Source organism: Alicyclobacillus contaminans DSM 17975 (assembly GCF_000429525.1).
GTDB lineage: Bacteria > Bacillota > Bacilli > Alicyclobacillales > Alicyclobacillaceae > Alicyclobacillus_A > Alicyclobacillus_A contaminans.
The window spans coordinates 1-14,715 of the sequence record NZ_AUCA01000025.1; the positions used below are offsets into that span (position 1 = coordinate 1).

19 protein-coding genes are annotated in these 14,715 nt (G+C 56.2%); 8 read left to right on the forward strand and 11 right to left on the reverse strand.

Annotated elements, in window-relative coordinates:
* The 5 genes from G463_RS0110225 to G463_RS0110245 all read right to left on the reverse strand — a co-directional run.
* Window positions 1-252 (reverse strand): transposase (locus G463_RS0110225; RefSeq protein WP_026975087.1); only part of this gene is annotated, 252 nt, incomplete at its 3' end.
* Between the two features lie 163 nt (window positions 253-415).
* Window positions 416-1,414, reverse strand: a complete 999-nt coding sequence (locus tag G463_RS0110230) for a FecCD family ABC transporter permease (RefSeq protein ID WP_026975088.1) — start codon at window positions 1,412-1,414, stop codon at window positions 416-418.
* Window positions 1,411-2,415: a FecCD family ABC transporter permease gene (locus tag G463_RS0110235; protein WP_026975089.1), complete on the reverse strand. Its 1,005-nt coding sequence runs from the start codon at window positions 2,413-2,415 to the stop codon at window positions 1,411-1,413. The genes G463_RS0110230 and G463_RS0110235 overlap by 4 nt, the downstream gene beginning before the upstream one ends.
* Before the next feature lie 69 nt (window positions 2,416-2,484).
* Window positions 2,485-3,366 carry an iron-hydroxamate ABC transporter substrate-binding protein gene (locus G463_RS0110240; RefSeq protein WP_051322190.1) on the reverse strand — a complete coding sequence of 294 codons (882 nt, stop codon included), beginning with the start codon at window positions 3,364-3,366 and terminating at the stop codon, window positions 2,485-2,487.
* Between the two features lie 28 nt (window positions 3,367-3,394).
* The gene (locus G463_RS0110245; protein WP_026975091.1) at window positions 3,395-4,207 is read right to left on the reverse strand and encodes an ABC transporter ATP-binding protein; all 813 of its coding nucleotides are present in this window, start codon (window positions 4,205-4,207) and stop codon (window positions 3,395-3,397) included.
* A gap of 197 nt (window positions 4,208-4,404) precedes the next feature.
* Between G463_RS0110245 and G463_RS0110250 the strand changes: the two genes are divergently transcribed.
* Window positions 4,405-5,466, forward strand: coding sequence for an NAD(P)/FAD-dependent oxidoreductase (locus G463_RS0110250; protein ID WP_026975092.1), 1,062 nt, complete (start codon window positions 4,405-4,407; stop codon window positions 5,464-5,466).
* Between the two features lie 116 nt (window positions 5,467-5,582).
* Here the strand turns inward: G463_RS0110250 and G463_RS0110255 are convergent, their stop codons facing one another.
* From G463_RS0110255 to G463_RS0110265, 3 genes are all read right to left on the reverse strand, one after another.
* Window positions 5,583-6,134: a putative glycolipid-binding domain-containing protein gene (locus tag G463_RS0110255; protein ID WP_026975093.1), complete on the reverse strand. Its 552-nt coding sequence runs from the start codon at window positions 6,132-6,134 to the stop codon at window positions 5,583-5,585.
* A 19-nt stretch (window positions 6,135-6,153) separates the two neighbouring features.
* Window positions 6,154-6,702 carry a DNA topology modulation protein gene (locus G463_RS0110260; RefSeq protein ID WP_026975094.1) on the reverse strand — a complete coding sequence of 183 codons (549 nt, stop codon included), beginning with the start codon at window positions 6,700-6,702 and terminating at the stop codon, window positions 6,154-6,156.
* Between the two features lie 99 nt (window positions 6,703-6,801).
* Window positions 6,802-7,086 (reverse strand): SHOCT domain-containing protein, encoded by a 285-nt coding sequence (locus G463_RS0110265; protein WP_026975095.1) that lies wholly within the window; start codon window positions 7,084-7,086, stop codon window positions 6,802-6,804.
* 220 nt (window positions 7,087-7,306) lie between these two features.
* On the opposite strand from G463_RS0110265, the gene G463_RS0110270 reads away from it, so the two are divergent.
* From G463_RS0110270 to G463_RS0110290, 5 genes are all read left to right on the forward strand, one after another.
* Window positions 7,307-7,999 (forward strand): response regulator transcription factor, encoded by a 693-nt coding sequence (locus G463_RS0110270; protein WP_026975096.1) that lies wholly within the window; start codon window positions 7,307-7,309, stop codon window positions 7,997-7,999.
* The gene (locus G463_RS19885) at window positions 7,996-9,357 is read left to right on the forward strand and encodes a sensor histidine kinase (protein WP_051322184.1); all 1,362 of its coding nucleotides are present in this window, start codon (window positions 7,996-7,998) and stop codon (window positions 9,355-9,357) included. Before G463_RS0110270 ends, G463_RS19885 begins: the two co-directional genes overlap by 4 nt.
* Before the next feature lie 77 nt (window positions 9,358-9,434).
* Window positions 9,435-9,674: a DUF2249 domain-containing protein gene (locus G463_RS0110280; RefSeq protein ID WP_026975097.1), complete on the forward strand. Its 240-nt coding sequence runs from the start codon at window positions 9,435-9,437 to the stop codon at window positions 9,672-9,674.
* Between the two features lie 163 nt (window positions 9,675-9,837).
* On the forward strand, window positions 9,838-10,185 hold the full coding sequence (locus tag G463_RS19890; protein WP_211227410.1) for a hypothetical protein: 348 nt from the start codon (window positions 9,838-9,840) through the stop codon (window positions 10,183-10,185).
* The gene (locus G463_RS0110290) at window positions 10,157-10,417 is read left to right on the forward strand and encodes a hypothetical protein (RefSeq protein WP_035486785.1); all 261 of its coding nucleotides are present in this window, start codon (window positions 10,157-10,159) and stop codon (window positions 10,415-10,417) included. The genes G463_RS19890 and G463_RS0110290 overlap by 29 nt, the downstream gene beginning before the upstream one ends.
* Window positions 10,418-10,569: 152 nt before the next feature.
* On the opposite strand, the gene G463_RS0110295 is transcribed toward G463_RS0110290, so the two are convergent.
* The 3 genes from G463_RS0110295 to G463_RS0110305 form a co-directional block, all read right to left on the reverse strand.
* On the reverse strand, window positions 10,570-10,776 hold the full coding sequence (locus tag G463_RS0110295; protein ID WP_026975099.1) for a heavy-metal-associated domain-containing protein: 207 nt from the start codon (window positions 10,774-10,776) through the stop codon (window positions 10,570-10,572).
* A gap of 67 nt (window positions 10,777-10,843) precedes the next feature.
* Window positions 10,844-13,234, reverse strand: coding sequence for a heavy metal translocating P-type ATPase (locus G463_RS0110300; RefSeq protein WP_026975100.1), 2,391 nt, complete (start codon window positions 13,232-13,234; stop codon window positions 10,844-10,846).
* 25 nt (window positions 13,235-13,259) lie between these two features.
* On the reverse strand, window positions 13,260-13,556 hold the full coding sequence (locus G463_RS0110305; protein WP_026975101.1) for a metal-sensitive transcriptional regulator: 297 nt from the start codon (window positions 13,554-13,556) through the stop codon (window positions 13,260-13,262).
* A gap of 164 nt (window positions 13,557-13,720) precedes the next feature.
* Between G463_RS0110305 and G463_RS0110310 the strand changes: the two genes are divergently transcribed.
* Window positions 13,721-13,963 (forward strand): hypothetical protein, encoded by a 243-nt coding sequence (locus tag G463_RS0110310; RefSeq protein WP_026975102.1) that lies wholly within the window; start codon window positions 13,721-13,723, stop codon window positions 13,961-13,963.
* Window positions 13,964-14,101: 138 nt separating this feature from the next.
* Complete coding sequence (locus tag G463_RS19895; RefSeq protein ID WP_169725467.1) at window positions 14,102-14,710, forward strand: GGDEF domain-containing protein; 609 nt, start codon at window positions 14,102-14,104, stop codon at window positions 14,708-14,710.
* Window positions 14,711-14,715: the final 5 nt, after the last annotated feature.

Here is a 14,715-nt window from a genome sequence, read left to right on the forward strand (position 1 = left end):
ATCCACCTGCATCGTGAGTTCACCGATCTTAGCCCGAGCCTCCTGCAACTCTTTCTCCAGCTCCTGCTCCCTCGTAGAGGGTCCGGACTGAAGCCCAGCCCGTCCACCAGTCAGGAACGCTTCACGCCACCTGTAATACAGACTCTGGGCCACGCCATGCCGCCGACATACCTCGCTGATATTCGCACCGGGCATCATGCCCTCGAGCACGATGTTCATCTTCTCGTCCACTGTCCACTTACGTCCCGGCATCATAAACACCTCTACTTCATCTTAACCCATCCCTTCTGTCTGGGTTGACTCTGGGGCCAGTATACCAGTCCTCCACTCTGTACATGCGCGAGAGGAAATTGGTGATCATAGGATGAGGTCGTATGGAATGGCGTACTGATCCCCGAAGGAGATGCCACACAGGTCATCTTTTTCGCGTCAATAGAAAGAGGAAATACGGTGCACCAATCAGCGCGACCATCACGCCAGCAGGCAATTCCAAATTGTGCCCCACGACATCGGAAACAAGGAGAAGCCAGCCACCCATCAACAACGCGATGGGCATGAACAACTGACTTCTTGGGCCAATCAACGATTTGGCCAAATGTGGCGCCAGGAGTCCGACGAACGCGATGCCGCCTGTAACCGAGACAGCCGAAGCCGCCAATGCGACTGCAGTGAGTAGCAGTATCGCCCGTTCCCTCCGAAGGTGCAGGCCGAGGCCAATCGACACCGCGTCGTGCAACCCAAAGAGGTTCAACCGGTTCGCCTTGTACATGGTGAACGGGATCAGCACCACCAGCCAGGGTAAAATCGCCCAAACGAACGGCCAGCTCGTACCCCAGATCTCTCCGGCGAGCCATTTCGCGATGAAGTCGGCCTTCTCGGGGCCCGCAGAGGATATCAGCATGACCATCAGACCGGAGAGGGCGATGGAAAAGCCAAAACCGACCAGAATCAAACGCACCGGCTCCAAGCCAACCCTTGGCTGATATGCGAACACGTGGATTAGACACGCTGTAATGAGAGCGCCCACGAAGGCCACAACTGGCACTTCGTATGTGAACGTACCTGCGTCCAACGGAAAAAACAGATAGAATACGGCGATGGCAACACCGGCCCCCGAATTGATGCCCATGATGCCCGGGTCGGCGATGTCGTTTTTGGTAATGCTCTGGAGCACAGCGCCAGACACGGCCAACGCCATTCCCGCGAGCAACGTCACCATCATGCGCGGCAAGCGGATCCCGAACAGGAGAAATTCGTCGTAGAAATTTCCTCTGCCGAGCAGCGTCGGGATGAGCGCATGAAAGGAGACAGCGGAACTGCCAATTCCCATTGCCAAGATCATGGTCAGGACAATCAACAGGATGAACGCCGACACCACCATCTTCTGTTTACGCAAGACGGCCGGATGGATCATGAGAACGCGTTCACCCCTCTGCGCACGACAAATAGGAAGAATGGCAGGCCAAAGACCGCGATAATGGCGATAACCGGTGTTTCATACGGCGCGCTGATGACCCGCCCCAACGTGTCCGCCAGCGACATGAAAGACGCTCCCACAAGAGCGGACATGGGTAAAACATATCGATAGTCCGTCCCTACGAAGGGCCGCACCAAGTGCGGGATCATCAAACCGAAGAACGCGATGTTCCCCACCAACGCCACAGAAGCGCCGGCCAACAGAGTGACCACGATGTACAAAATGAGGCGGATGAGCCCCGTTCGTTGGCCCAGGCCCAACGCAACTTCCTCATCCAAGCTGAGCACAGTCAACTGTCTCGCCAAGACGAGCGCCATCACGATCCCTGCGGCGATGAACGGTGCGACCATGCGGACCTGGCTCCAGGTCGTCCCCACCAATCCCCCCGCCGTCCACACGGACACGTCCCTCGCGGTGTTGGACGCGATGGAGATCCCCTGTGCCGCCGCGTCCAGAAAGACCGTCACTGCGGCGCCGGCGAGGACGACGTGGAGTGGAGAAAAGCGGCCGCGCCGGGCGGCACCAATGCCAACGACCAGCAGAGTACCCAGTGCGGCCCCGACAAAACACACCACAGTCACCGCCAAGTCGCTCGTTCCTGGAAACCAGGCAAGGACGATGGCAAGCGCCGCGTTCGCCCCGGCGGTCAACCCGAGCAGGCCCGGATCGGCGAGCGGATTCCGGGTGAGTCCTTGCATCACCGCCCCAGCGACCGACAGCGCCGCACCGACCAATACGGCGCCGACTTCGCGCGGTAGACGAATTTCCCGGATCACATTGGCCGACTCGTTGGTGGTATGAGTGAACAGAGCAAGCCAGACCTCTCTCAAACTTTCGTTCGCGGCTCCGTACACCATCGTGACGATGAAGGAGACGGTGAGCAGGGCTGCACCGACGAGCATTTTGCTTGCAAACGGCCACGTTTGTCGATCTCTCATCTCATCTTCTCCACCCAAGAATGTTGAAACAGATTGCGCGGACGCCTCCCCAAATCTCCCCCGCGTTACTCAGGTTCCCAGGAATGACTTCTTGATGAAGTTCAACTCGTAATCCAAGGAAATGGGATCGTTGAAGCTGAAGACGGACGCATTGACCTCAAACACGTGGTGTTGTTTCACCGCCGGAATGTTTTTGTAGGTCTCCGTGTTTTGGAACGACGTATCCTCACCGGGCATCTTGCTGAGAATCACATAGTCCCCGAAGAATTCGGGCAATACTTCCGGTGAAATCTGATAGTAGCCCTGCTTCAACGCCGTCTCCTTCACCTTCTCGGGCATATTCAGTTTCATCGCCTGATAGAGAATTTCCGTGCCCCGTCCCCAGTTGTCACCAAACACCCACAACTGCTTGGCGGAGGCTTCTATCACGGAAACCGTTGCCTTGGGACCGATTTTCGCCCGGATCTGTTCACCGATGACGGCTGTCTGCTTCTTGTAATTGGCAACCCAAGCCTTAGCCTCCGCCTCCTTGCCGAGCAATTTTCCGATCTCTTCAAATTGGGTGAGATAATCGAGCTTTCCGTAGGTGTACGTGACGGTCGGCGCAATTTGCTTCAGCCGGTCCACGTTTTTCGTGCTGGATAAGCCAATGATCAGGTCTGGTTTGAGCGCCATGATTTTGTCCAAATCGTCATCAGAGACAACCGTGGCGTCCTTCAGGCGGTCCTTGAACAACGGGTCCGCCTTCGCGTAGGGATCCACCCCGACGAGGTGCACCCCCAGCGCCAACACATCGCCGTCGAACGTCGACAGCACCACCACCCGCTTCGGATGCGCCGGCACTTGGACGGGACCGTTCTCAGACTGATAGGTGACCATCTGCGATGAACTGCCCTGTTCCGCCGGCTGGGTGGCATTGGGTGTCACTCCGCAGGCACTCACCAGTAACATGGGCAACAAAACCAGGGACACGAGCGGTTTAAATCGTTTGAGCACAATCGTCTTCTCCTTTGACCAATTGATAGGTGACGCACATCGGTTTGTGGGTGTATGGGTCGCGACCAACGACTGCGTCAATTTGAAATACTTCCTTCAGAACTTCCTGGCAGATGACTTCTTCGCTCGGACCCGCGCGGACAATTCGTCCGTTCTTGAGGGCGATGATATGGTCGGCAAACCGGGCAGCGTGGTTCACGTCGTGCAGCACCATCACGATGGTTCTCCCCTGCGTTCGGTTCAAGGTCTGGAGCAACTCCAGCACTTCCAGTTGGTGGGCCAGATCCAAGTACGTGGTCGGCTCGTCGAGAAAGATGATGTCGGTCTCCTGGGCGAGCGCCATCGCTATCCACACGCGCTGACGCTGACCTCCCGACAATGCGTCGACCGGATGATGTTGATAGGCGAGCATCCCTGTCTCAGTCAATGCCCAGCGGATGATATCGATATCCCGTTCCGTCAATCGTCCAAATCCCCGCTGATATGGAAAGCGTCCGTACGAGACCAGTTCCCCGACGCTCAGCCCCGTCACACTGTCCGGCGTTTGTGGCAGAATCGCCATCTTTTTGGCAAGTTCCCTGGTGTTTTCTTGTGTGATGCTTCTGCCATCCAGCAGCACAGAGCCGGAACGGTGCGAGATGATCCGGGTGAGGGCCTTGAGCAATGTGGACTTCCCGCAACCGTTCGCTCCGATGATGGCCGTGATTTTCTTGTCGGGAATGGCGAGCGTCAGGTCCTGTACCACAACGCGATCACCGTACCCAATATGTAGTCGCTCCGTTTGCAGGCGCGCCATCCTTGTTCCCCTCCTTGACACACCGATTTCCTGTTTCCTCCCCCGACTCCACGGCAGCAACGTGGGCCAACCACAAAACATGACTAAATTAGTCATGTTTCACTTGCATCATATGATTAGTTTTGACTAATGTCAACGGTTAGTGAATAATAATCCGGTGAAATCACAGATGCAAATGGATTGCAGGGGTGGACTGTGTGCATACGGAGGAATGTTTTGACGTCACCATCGTCGGCGGCGGACCCGCTGGTTTATTTTCCGCGTTCTACAGCGGACTTCGCGAAATGAAAACGAAGATTATCGAATTCCAAGATGTCCTCGGCGGGAAGATTCATATTTACCCTGAAAAGATGATCTGGGACATCGGCGGCCTCAGACCACTGACCGGCGCTCAACTGATTGAACAACTCACGAAGCAGGGACTGACTTTTGAACCCGAGGTGGTTCTGGGTGAAAAAGTGGTGCAAATTTCGCGGCGAGCGGACGGTACCTTTGTCCTTCAGTGCGCATCTGGACAGGAACACTTTTCAAGAACCGTGATTCTCGCCGTGGGCAGCGGCATCCTGCAGCATCAGAAGCTGGAAGTGGAAGGCGCATCGCGTTATGAGGTCGCCAACCTGCATTACACGGTGCAATCTTTGCAAAGATTTCAGGACAAAGTGGTGCTCATTTCGGGAGGAGGCAACTCTGCGGTCGATTGGGCGAATGAACTGGAACGCATCGCGAAAAAGGTGTATCTGGTGTATCGCGGCAACCGACTGAACGGTCTCGAATCACACGTCAGCCAGCTCTTGAACAGTTCCGTCGAATGTCATTTTCAATCTTCCATCACCAAACTGCTGGCCGGCCCGTACCGCGACGCCATTGAAGCGGTGGAACTGACGAATCTGGTCACGGGCATTCGCACCGTTGTTGCTGTGGATGAGGTCATTGTGAATCACGGCTTCACCCAGGATACATCCCTGTTGCGAAACAGCAATTTGAACATCCGCTTGGATCAGGACGGCTATGTTGACGGCACCGCTCGCAGCGAAACGTCTGTCCCTGGTCTCTACGCCGCGGGTGATATTCTCCGCCATCCCGGGAAGTTGCAATTGATTGCAGGGGCGTTTCAGGATGCGGCCAACGCGGTCAACCAAGCCAAGCAATATATCGAACCGGGCGCGGCGGCGCAAGCCATGGTGTCTTCCCACAACGAAATCTTCCGCGAACGGAACCGAGCGATGTTTCGCCGGATGTTCCAGCTCCGTGAGCACTGAGGCCTGGAGACTTCGCGCCACGCTCACCCGCGAGCAGAGGGGGCCGTGCCCCCTTCTCTGCGTTGTAGATGGACCGTGTCTGCCCGGATGAACGCGCGCCCATGGCGACGAGCTGTTTATGAATCCGTGACAATCTCCCATTCACTGCCATAGGTCTGCACGATCCCGTCGTCATCCACTGTCAGCTCAGCCTTGTAGCCACTTTCCAAGGATTCGTAGAGATACGTATTGTCACCGATTCGCGTGTACCGCTGTCTCATTGCAGTTAGTTTGAACTCAGGAAACCGCAGCCAAGCGACGGTCAACGCACGAGATTCGCCGAGCTGCAATCTCAATCGCCGAATCGCCATGGCATTGGTGGAAGGAGTCACTCCGATATCCACATCCAAGCAGTTCGCAAGATCCGCTCTCTGTTCCCCACGAACCTTCCAGATTCCATTCGTCTCCCGCTGTAGTTCGAGCTCCGATTCTGTACGCAGGGTGCTGAACTGGACGGCCACCCCTTGCGTCGAACCATCCTGTGCGCAACGAACCTCGTAGTTTACGCGGCCGAGGGTGCCGGACATGTCCCCGATGACCTGCCCACAAACTTTCGTTTCACCTGTCAATTGAAACGTGCAGTATTCCAAGGACAATCCATCCAATCCTCGCCAGACAACTCGCTTCACAAGGCCTCACCCCCAAACTCTAATCGATGCCGCGGCCCCCGCTCCGAGAGCAATCACCTCCTTGCACAGCGGAAAGGTAGGCGTTCACCTGCGACACGGTGCACAGGCTAACCACTTGTTTTCCTTGCCGGGCCGCTTCTTCCAAACGCTGAACAATGGCTGCCTGCTCCCGCCGCCGGAACGCCCAAGTGTACCGAAAGAACGCCCAATCCATCTTTTCCGGGCACCCTTGGGCCATGTCCGGCCTCGTGCGTCCCCGGTAGCGGATCCATCGCTTGACAATCCGCCACAGGCACACGCGCCGCGGGAAATCCAAATGGATGACGGTGTCCGCAGCCTGAACGCGGATGTCCATCGTGGCTCCGTAATTGCCGTCGATAATCCACGCTTCATTTTGGACCAAGCGCTCTTGAAGAGTGATCCATTCGTCTCTTGGCGTCTCCACCCATCCCGGCTTCCAAAACAGGCGGTCAAGATGGAAGACCTGAATCCCCGTAATTGCACCCAGTCGTTGCGCGAACGTGGATTTTCCGGCTCCCGGCGCCCCAATGATGGCCACTCTTTGCATGCAGTACCGCCCTTTCGCCTTGGTATGAGCGATTCAAACGTCTTGTCTGACACTCACGCCAAGACAAGCTGATCTGTGGATTCGGTGACGTCTATTGCCTTAGTTGGGACGATCCGTCTGGTCCTTCAAAACACTTCGAAGATGCCTGTACTCCTCTTCCGTGATTTCGCCCATGGCCAACCGCCGTTTCAGGATGGCCTCCGCGTCGCGAACTTGGTTCCAAGGGCCGTCCATGAGTCCACAGCCTGCGCCCCCGCGACGCCGACACCAGCGGAAGAACATGATACGAACCAAGGTGAAACACAGAACCGCAATCAGAAAGAATCCCAGCGGAAACAAGAAGAACGGAAGTACACCGAATCCATGATGATTATTACACCACATTTGAAATCCCTCCTTCACGTTGTGCCACATTTGTGGCATGGCGTGAGGATACCGAGTCAATGTCTCCAATTCATGAGGCAAGGTGTCACGAAAGGATCAACAATGCGTCACGGTTAAAGCACAGTCATCGTCGGAGAAACAGATGGCGTACGGAACATGCTACACTTGCCGTGAATCCCATATTCGATGCCCATCGAATCCTGACAAGTGAGGGACTGCCATGGACGGAACACAGACCGTGTTGGTCGTCGACGATGATCTGTCGATTGTGGAACTGATGACCGATTTTCTGGAGTACGAAGGGTTTCGGGTGGAAACCGCAACCTGTGCGGAAGACGCAAGAAATTTGTTGTCGCGCGTTCCCGTGGACTGCATGATCCTCGATGTGATGATGCCGGGGCAGAACGGGTTTGAGTTGTGTAAGCAAATTCGTGCAGGCCATGACCTGCCCATCCTCTTCCTGAGTGCCCGGGATGACGATGCAGATAAGATACGAGGCCTTGGCATCGGCGGAGATGATTACATTGTCAAATCCGCTTCGCCGGCGGAAGTGGTGGCGAGAGTGAAAGCCGTATTGCGCAGAGTTCGTTCGAAGGAACCCAGGCGTCCCCCCACTTTCGATTACGGAAGACTCGTGCTGAATCCATCGGCGCGCGAGGTTCGCGTGGCTGGCAAAACCGTTCCTTTCACCCCGAAAGAATTTGATTTACTCTGCCTGCTGGCGGAACACCCCCGCCAGGTATTCACATATGAGTCTCTTCTCGACCAGTTCTGGGATGGAGTTGGCGACAAACATACGGTCCGGGTTCACATTGCCCGGATACGGGAGAAGATTGAACGCGATCCCAACAAGCCGCAATACATTGTCAATGTATGGGGCGTTGGGTACCGATTCGAGGGGAAGCCAAAATGAGGATTAGAAAATACATGGTCATCGGCGTTCTATCCATTGTTGTGTTTCCCTGGGTTGTGTATCTCATCATACACTTGGCCAGCACACAGCCGTGGAGAACAGTGAACCGCGATGAACAGACGAACCTCTCGCAGATGATGCAAGCCATCACCGAGAACGAGCGTAATTGGACGAATCCCCGTTGGCAGGCACAGATAACACTGGAATTACAGCGTGAGGGCGTGGCGGCGGCAATCCTGTCTCCATCGAATCAGGTGATTTTTGCAACCTCACAGCATGGCCACCATCACTGGATGTCGACGCAGCAAGCGCTGGTGATGGTGAACGGGAAATGGGTTGGAACCGTGGAGCTATCCCAACCGGGAAAGGCCGACCCACCGGCGGCGATAGGCGCCGTCCTCGCAGTCATCCTCGCGATTGTCTTTGTCAGTTTTCAAATGGGAAGAAATGTGGTTCAACCCTTGGAATCGATGAGTCGCGCCGCGCTAAAAATCGCGGACGGAGATCTGGACTTTGAACTTGCACCGTCCAACACGGTCGAGATCAAACAGGTCCGCACGGCCTTTCAGGTGATGGTGAAAGGGCTTCGAGATTCGTTCGCAAAGCAGCAAAAGTTAGAAGAGGAGCGCAGGTTTTTTATCGGCGCCATCGCACATGATCTGAGAACCCCCCTGTTTGCATTGCGCGGATATCTCGACGGCATAGAACAGGGCATTGCTTCATCTCCGGACAAGCTCGCGCACTATGTGAACGTCTGCAAAGAGAAGGCGGCTCATCTGGAACGGTTGGTTTCCGATTTGTTCGCATTTACTCGATTGGAATATATGGAGCAGACACTGCAGAGGGAGTCCTTTCATTTCTCTGACGTAGTGAAGGCAACGGTCACAAGCATGATTCATAAGGCACGGGAAAAACGGATCTCACTGGACACAACCATCCGCCCCGGCGAAGGTTGGGTTTCAGGGGACCCTCATCTTTTGCAGCGAGCCATCACCAATCTGTTGGATAACGCAATCAGACACACGCCTCAGGCGGGCAAGATCACGGTTGAAGTGAAGAGCGATCCAGAGAAGATTGTCCTCGTGATCCACGACACCGGCCCCGGCTTTTCACCGAAGGATTTGGCGCACATCTTTGAACCCATGTATCGAGGGGACGCATCCAGAAACCTCGCCACCGGAGGCGCCGGACTCGGACTCACCATCGCACGGCGCATTTTTCGCAGTCATGGCGGGGAGTTGTACGCAGAGAATTCCCCCGAAGGCGGCGCTGTCCTATCTGGTTGGATGCCTTTGAAAGCCGACGTCTGCGATTTCGATGGTCACACCGAGAAGCGAGAGACCGACCAACCTATGTGATTTTCATCACCACCGAGAAGGCGCAGGGCACGTACAGTTTCATGTGCAGCCATCAACCTTACTCGGAGGGATGAATCATGAGTGAATTCACGAAGACCGTGAATGCCACGGAATATCCGCCGCACCTGAAGCACAAGGTCATCTTCGACACATTCGACCAACTAAATCCCGGCGAGGCGATGCTCTTGATCAACGACCATGATCCAAAACCTCTCCGCCATCAGTTCGATCTGGAGCGACCAGGCATGTTCACGTGGGATTACGTGGAACGCGGCCCGGAACAGTTCCGGATCAAAATTGGATGCATTGAGGCGTGACGCCACACCGCGTCCATCGAGACGACTCTGGTGGTCTTCGATTGGGCTTGACCCTTTGGTCGGAGGGAGGGCCTTCTGAAGAAGGGAGGCTGGTCATGGCCAGCATCGAAGTTATGGATGAAAAACGCTTCGCATTTCCGTTGCTTTGGAAGATGCGATCCGGATGGTACAAGTGGCTGCGGAGGACGTTCCAACGTACGCTCAAGAAATTTTAACCATCGTCGACAAGATGCCGGCGTTCGAGTACACCAATTTCTGCTTCTACGCGTACGACAGCGCACGATTGTTTGAGCATGTGCTCGGGATGGATCCGCGGAACTACCGATCGTTCTCTCTCCATGCGCCCGACGCGTTCTTCTATGCCCTGTATGGCGGCCTGAGTGCGCTGTACGACGACGCGAAACACAGTCTGGAATCCCCAATGAGCAGGACAGTATCTTTGTCCGTCAGCGCAGAAAGCATGCATTCGGAGGGAGGCGGGGATGTCTGTGAACGAGTTGTTAAGGATTGAAATGGACGGACCGCGACTCATCATTGATGCGCGCAGCGCCATTCAATCCGGACGCCAACCGAGGAACGAAATCCTGACGCTTGTCGGCGATGCTCCCATCGGCACGTTGTGTGAGGTTCACGTTCCTAATCGAGCAAGTCATCTGATTGCCGCGCTGGAGAGCATGGGCATGAATGTCGTCATTTCTGAGGTGGAGCCTGGACACTGGCGACTTCGGATGATGAAATTGTGAGTAGAGGGGGCCTGCCGCCGCGCACGACATGGTATCATCCGACCTCCGTGCGCCGACCGGAGGCCCCTCTTTGTCTCGCCGCGTGTCAATCCTGAAGTCTTCGGGCCAGTCCCGGATGACGGAACTGACCATCACTGCATGCCCATTCGGCGTCAGTGGGTGTCGTAACCCGCCTCTTCCACCGCTGCTTTCAATGCTTCCACACTGGTTTTTGCCTCATCAAACGTCACAGTCGCCGTTTGACCTTCCAGGTCCACCTTGGCCTCCTGCACGCCGTCCACGTTCTGCAGCGCCTTTGTCACAGCGTTCACGCATCCCCCGCAGGTCATGCCTTTGACAACAATGGTGGTCGTGGTCATGTTGCATACATCTCCTTCATCTATACTGGACCAGTAAACGCATCCACGTCGAATTCCATGCAGTGCTTTAGCGTGCGGCATGCACCTCCCTTCCAAGCCGGAGCCTCCGCAAAAACAGACTGTTCGTGACCACACTGACGGAGCTCAGTGCCATGGCCGCCCCCGCAATGATGGGACTGAGGATACCGAGGGCAGCCAGCGGAATCCCGAGTACATTGTAGATGAACGCCCAGAACAGGTTTTGGCGAATTTTTCGCATCGTGGCTTTGGACAGTCGGATGGCATCCACCACCGACATCGTGCTGCTCTTCATCAACACAATGTCCGCAGCCTCCATCGCCACATCGGTCCCTGTCCCCATGGCCATTCCAATGTCTGCCGCGGCAAGCGCTGGCGCATCATTCATGCCATCCCCCACCATGGCCACCACGCGTCCGCGTGCACGCAGTGCTTCGACCTGGGCAGCTTTGTCCGCGGGCAGGACGTCGGCCATCACGTGTTCAATGCCCACCTGAGCCGCGATGGCGGTCGACGTTCGCTCATTGTCTCCGGAAATCAACCACACATCCACGTCCAGTTGTTTGAGCTGTCGGACCGTCTCCGGCGCGTCCGGTTTGATGGTATCCGCCAAAGCGATGACGCCGAGCAGCGTCCGCTCGCGTGCCACCAGCACCGCCGTTTTCCCCGCTTGCTCGTACGCGAGCAGCGTCGATTCGGGAAATTCCTTCATCCCGCTTTCCACCATCCACCGCCGATTGCCAACGCGAACCCGGACACCATCCACCACGCCTTCAATCCCCTTGCCGGGTATTGCCCGCACCTGCACCGCTTTTCGAAGGGAGAGCCCCCGGTCCTTCGCATGCTGCGCAATCGCCGCGCCCAACGGATGTTCACTCTGCGCTTCCAGCGCCGAAGCGGCCAACAACAAGTCGTCCACCGAAATGCCATCCGGCGTCCACACGTCTGTCACCTGGGGGTTGCCAGTCGTAATCGTTCCCGTCTTGTCAAAGATGACGGTGTTCACTTCATGCGCTCGTTCCAGGTGTTCCCCGCCTTTAATCAGGATGCCCGCTTCCGCCCCCACTCCGGTCCCCACCATCACGGCCGTTGGCGTGGCGAGCCCGAGAGAACACGGGCACGCAACCACCAACACGGCCACAGCTGACAGCAGCCCGGCCGACCAGTTGCCGAGCCACCCCCACCCAATCAGCGTCAGCAACGCAATCAGAAGGACGACGGGGACGAAAATACCTGCAATTTGGTCAGCGAGGCGCTGTACGGGCGCTTTCGATCCCTGCGCCTGATCCACCAAGCGGATCACCTGCGCGAGGACGGTATCCGCGCCCACCTTCGTGATCTCCAGGGTGACCGCGTGCGTCTGATTCACGGTAGCACCCACCACGGCATCTCCGGGCCCCTTAACAACGGGCAGCAGCTCCCCGGTCAACAGAGATTCGTCTACCGCGGTGGTGCCTTCCCGGATAATCCCATCGCTCGGAATTTTTTCTCCAGGGCGTACTCGAACCACGTCGCCCACGCGCAGCTCGTCCACTGGAACGTCCACCTCTTCACCATCCCGCAGGCGATGCGCGACTTTTGCCCTCATGTTGGCGAGCGTCGCAATGGCAGAACTGGATTTTGCCTTCGCGCGGGTTTCCAACAGCTTCCCCATGAAAATGAGCGTGATAACAGTGGCTGAGCTGTCAAAATACACATCCCACCGACCTTGTACCGTGAGAATGGCACTGTACACGTAGGCGACGGAGGTACCGAGCGCCACCAACACATCCATGTTGGCTGCGCCACCCCGCAGCGCATGATATGCGCCTTGGTAGAACCGCCAGCCGACATAAAACTGAACGGGCGTGGCCAGCAGCCAGCTCACCCAATTTGGCAAGAATCCCATACCGCCGAACAGCATGTACACCATTTGCACAACCAGCGGCGCTGTCATGACCACGGATGCCCAAAACTTGAGGACGTCGCGCCGATACGCTTGTTGTTTGCGAAGCCGCTCTTCTTCCGCAGCGGTCTCGGATGCCAATCTGGCGCCGTACCCGGCCTTCTCAATCGTCCGAATCAGATCCGACTCCTGAACCACGCCTGGCACAAACGTGACCTGTGCTGAGTCTGACGCCAAATTCACCTGAACGGACTGAACGCCACGCACTCGTCCGACCACTTTTTCGATGCGGGCGGCGCAAGCGGCGCACGTCATCCCGTCAATCCGAAACATCACCTGGCTGGTTGGGACATGGTATCCCGTTTTTTCAATTTTCTCGACCACCGCCGCCCAGGAGGCCACGTCATCGAGCAGCACCCGCGCCCGCTCCGAAGCCAAATTTACGTGCACGTCTCTCACGCCCGGCACCTTGGAAACCTGTTTCTCAATGCGTGCCGCACACGCGGCGCAGGTCATTCCGTCTATTGGGAACGTCAGTTCACACGTATCCGACATGCTGACATCTCCTCACCGACCGTCGTTACGACTTGGCGAATTGACGAATCACATCCATCAATTCCTCAATTTTGGCTTCCCCGTCCTTGTGATTAGCTATGGCATCCGCGACACAGCCTCGGGTATGCGATTCCAATATCGACAGGCCAACCTGATGCATTGCACTCTTGATGGCCGCAATTTGAATCAGAATGTCCACGCAGTACCGTTCCTCATCAATCATCTTTTGGATTCCACGCACTTGCCCTTCAATCCGTTTCAAACGTCTCAGGAGGTCGTCCTTTTTCGGGGTATAACTGTGATGATGAAGTTCGGGACACATCGGAGAGCACCTCACCTTGGGTTTTCGAAAAAACCATACCCCTGTAGGGCATTACTGTCAAACGCGACACCGCCGCGACCGTCGAGAGATGACAGAAAGAACAGATTCCAAAACTTAGTTTTCAGACGCAAATATCTATCGAGGTTTCTTCGGCGGACGGCGTCATGCAGATTCAAATGGAAATATTGAAGGGCTTGGTTACGGAAACCTCCCTCCAGGACATGTTGTCGTTGCTCATCACGGGGGTCGAACGGCGTTTCGGGGATTGCATCGCAGCCATCTGGGTGCTGGAAACAAAACCGGAGTCGGTGTCCTTTACACTGCGCGCCAGCGTCAATCTTCCGGAATCCATCATGATGGAGACGAGCATGCGTCCCGTTCGCAGTTCCGGTGCGGATGAGACATGAGATATCGAAGATTTCATGCATCACCTATCCGACGCGTACCGAGCATCCGGCGTGCATGTGGCGTAGATGCAGCCCATCCGGAATTCGAAAGAAATAAGCATTGGCCTGTTTTTGCTCGGCTCTCAGAAACCGCGGCCATTGTCCACATTCGAGACGGAGATCGTCAGGCTTTGGACCCTGACGGCCGGTTTCGTCATCGAAAAAGAGCGTCTGAACCGGGAAAACCATTTTCTCGCCTACTATGATTATCTCACGCGGATTCCCAACCGTCGATTGTTTCACGAACGCTTGACACGCGAGTTGTCGCTCGCACAGTCCATGCTGACGGGACGGTGCGTTGCGCTGCTCGACCTCAATGACTTCAAGGAGATCAATGACCGGTGGGGACATGATCAAGGCGATTTGGTGCTCGTCATCGTGGCGGATCGAATGACGCAAGTCATACGCAGGATGGATACGGTCGCCCGTATGGGCGGAGACGAGTTTGCCTTCATCTTTCCCGCGTTACCTCCAGTGGAAGTGAACGTCATGGTGGAGAACATACTACGCGCTGTCCGTCAGCCCATAGTCACCCAAGCGGTCACCTTGGAGATCTCGGCGTCCATTGGAATCGCAAGCTATCCTGCGGATGGAACCGACGGGAGTACACTGCTTCGCAAAGCGGACATCGCATTGTACGCGGCCAAAAGAGCAAGACTGGCGGGCACATCCGACGGCATGAAGTGGGCAGGTTCAGACGCACCGTGAATCCG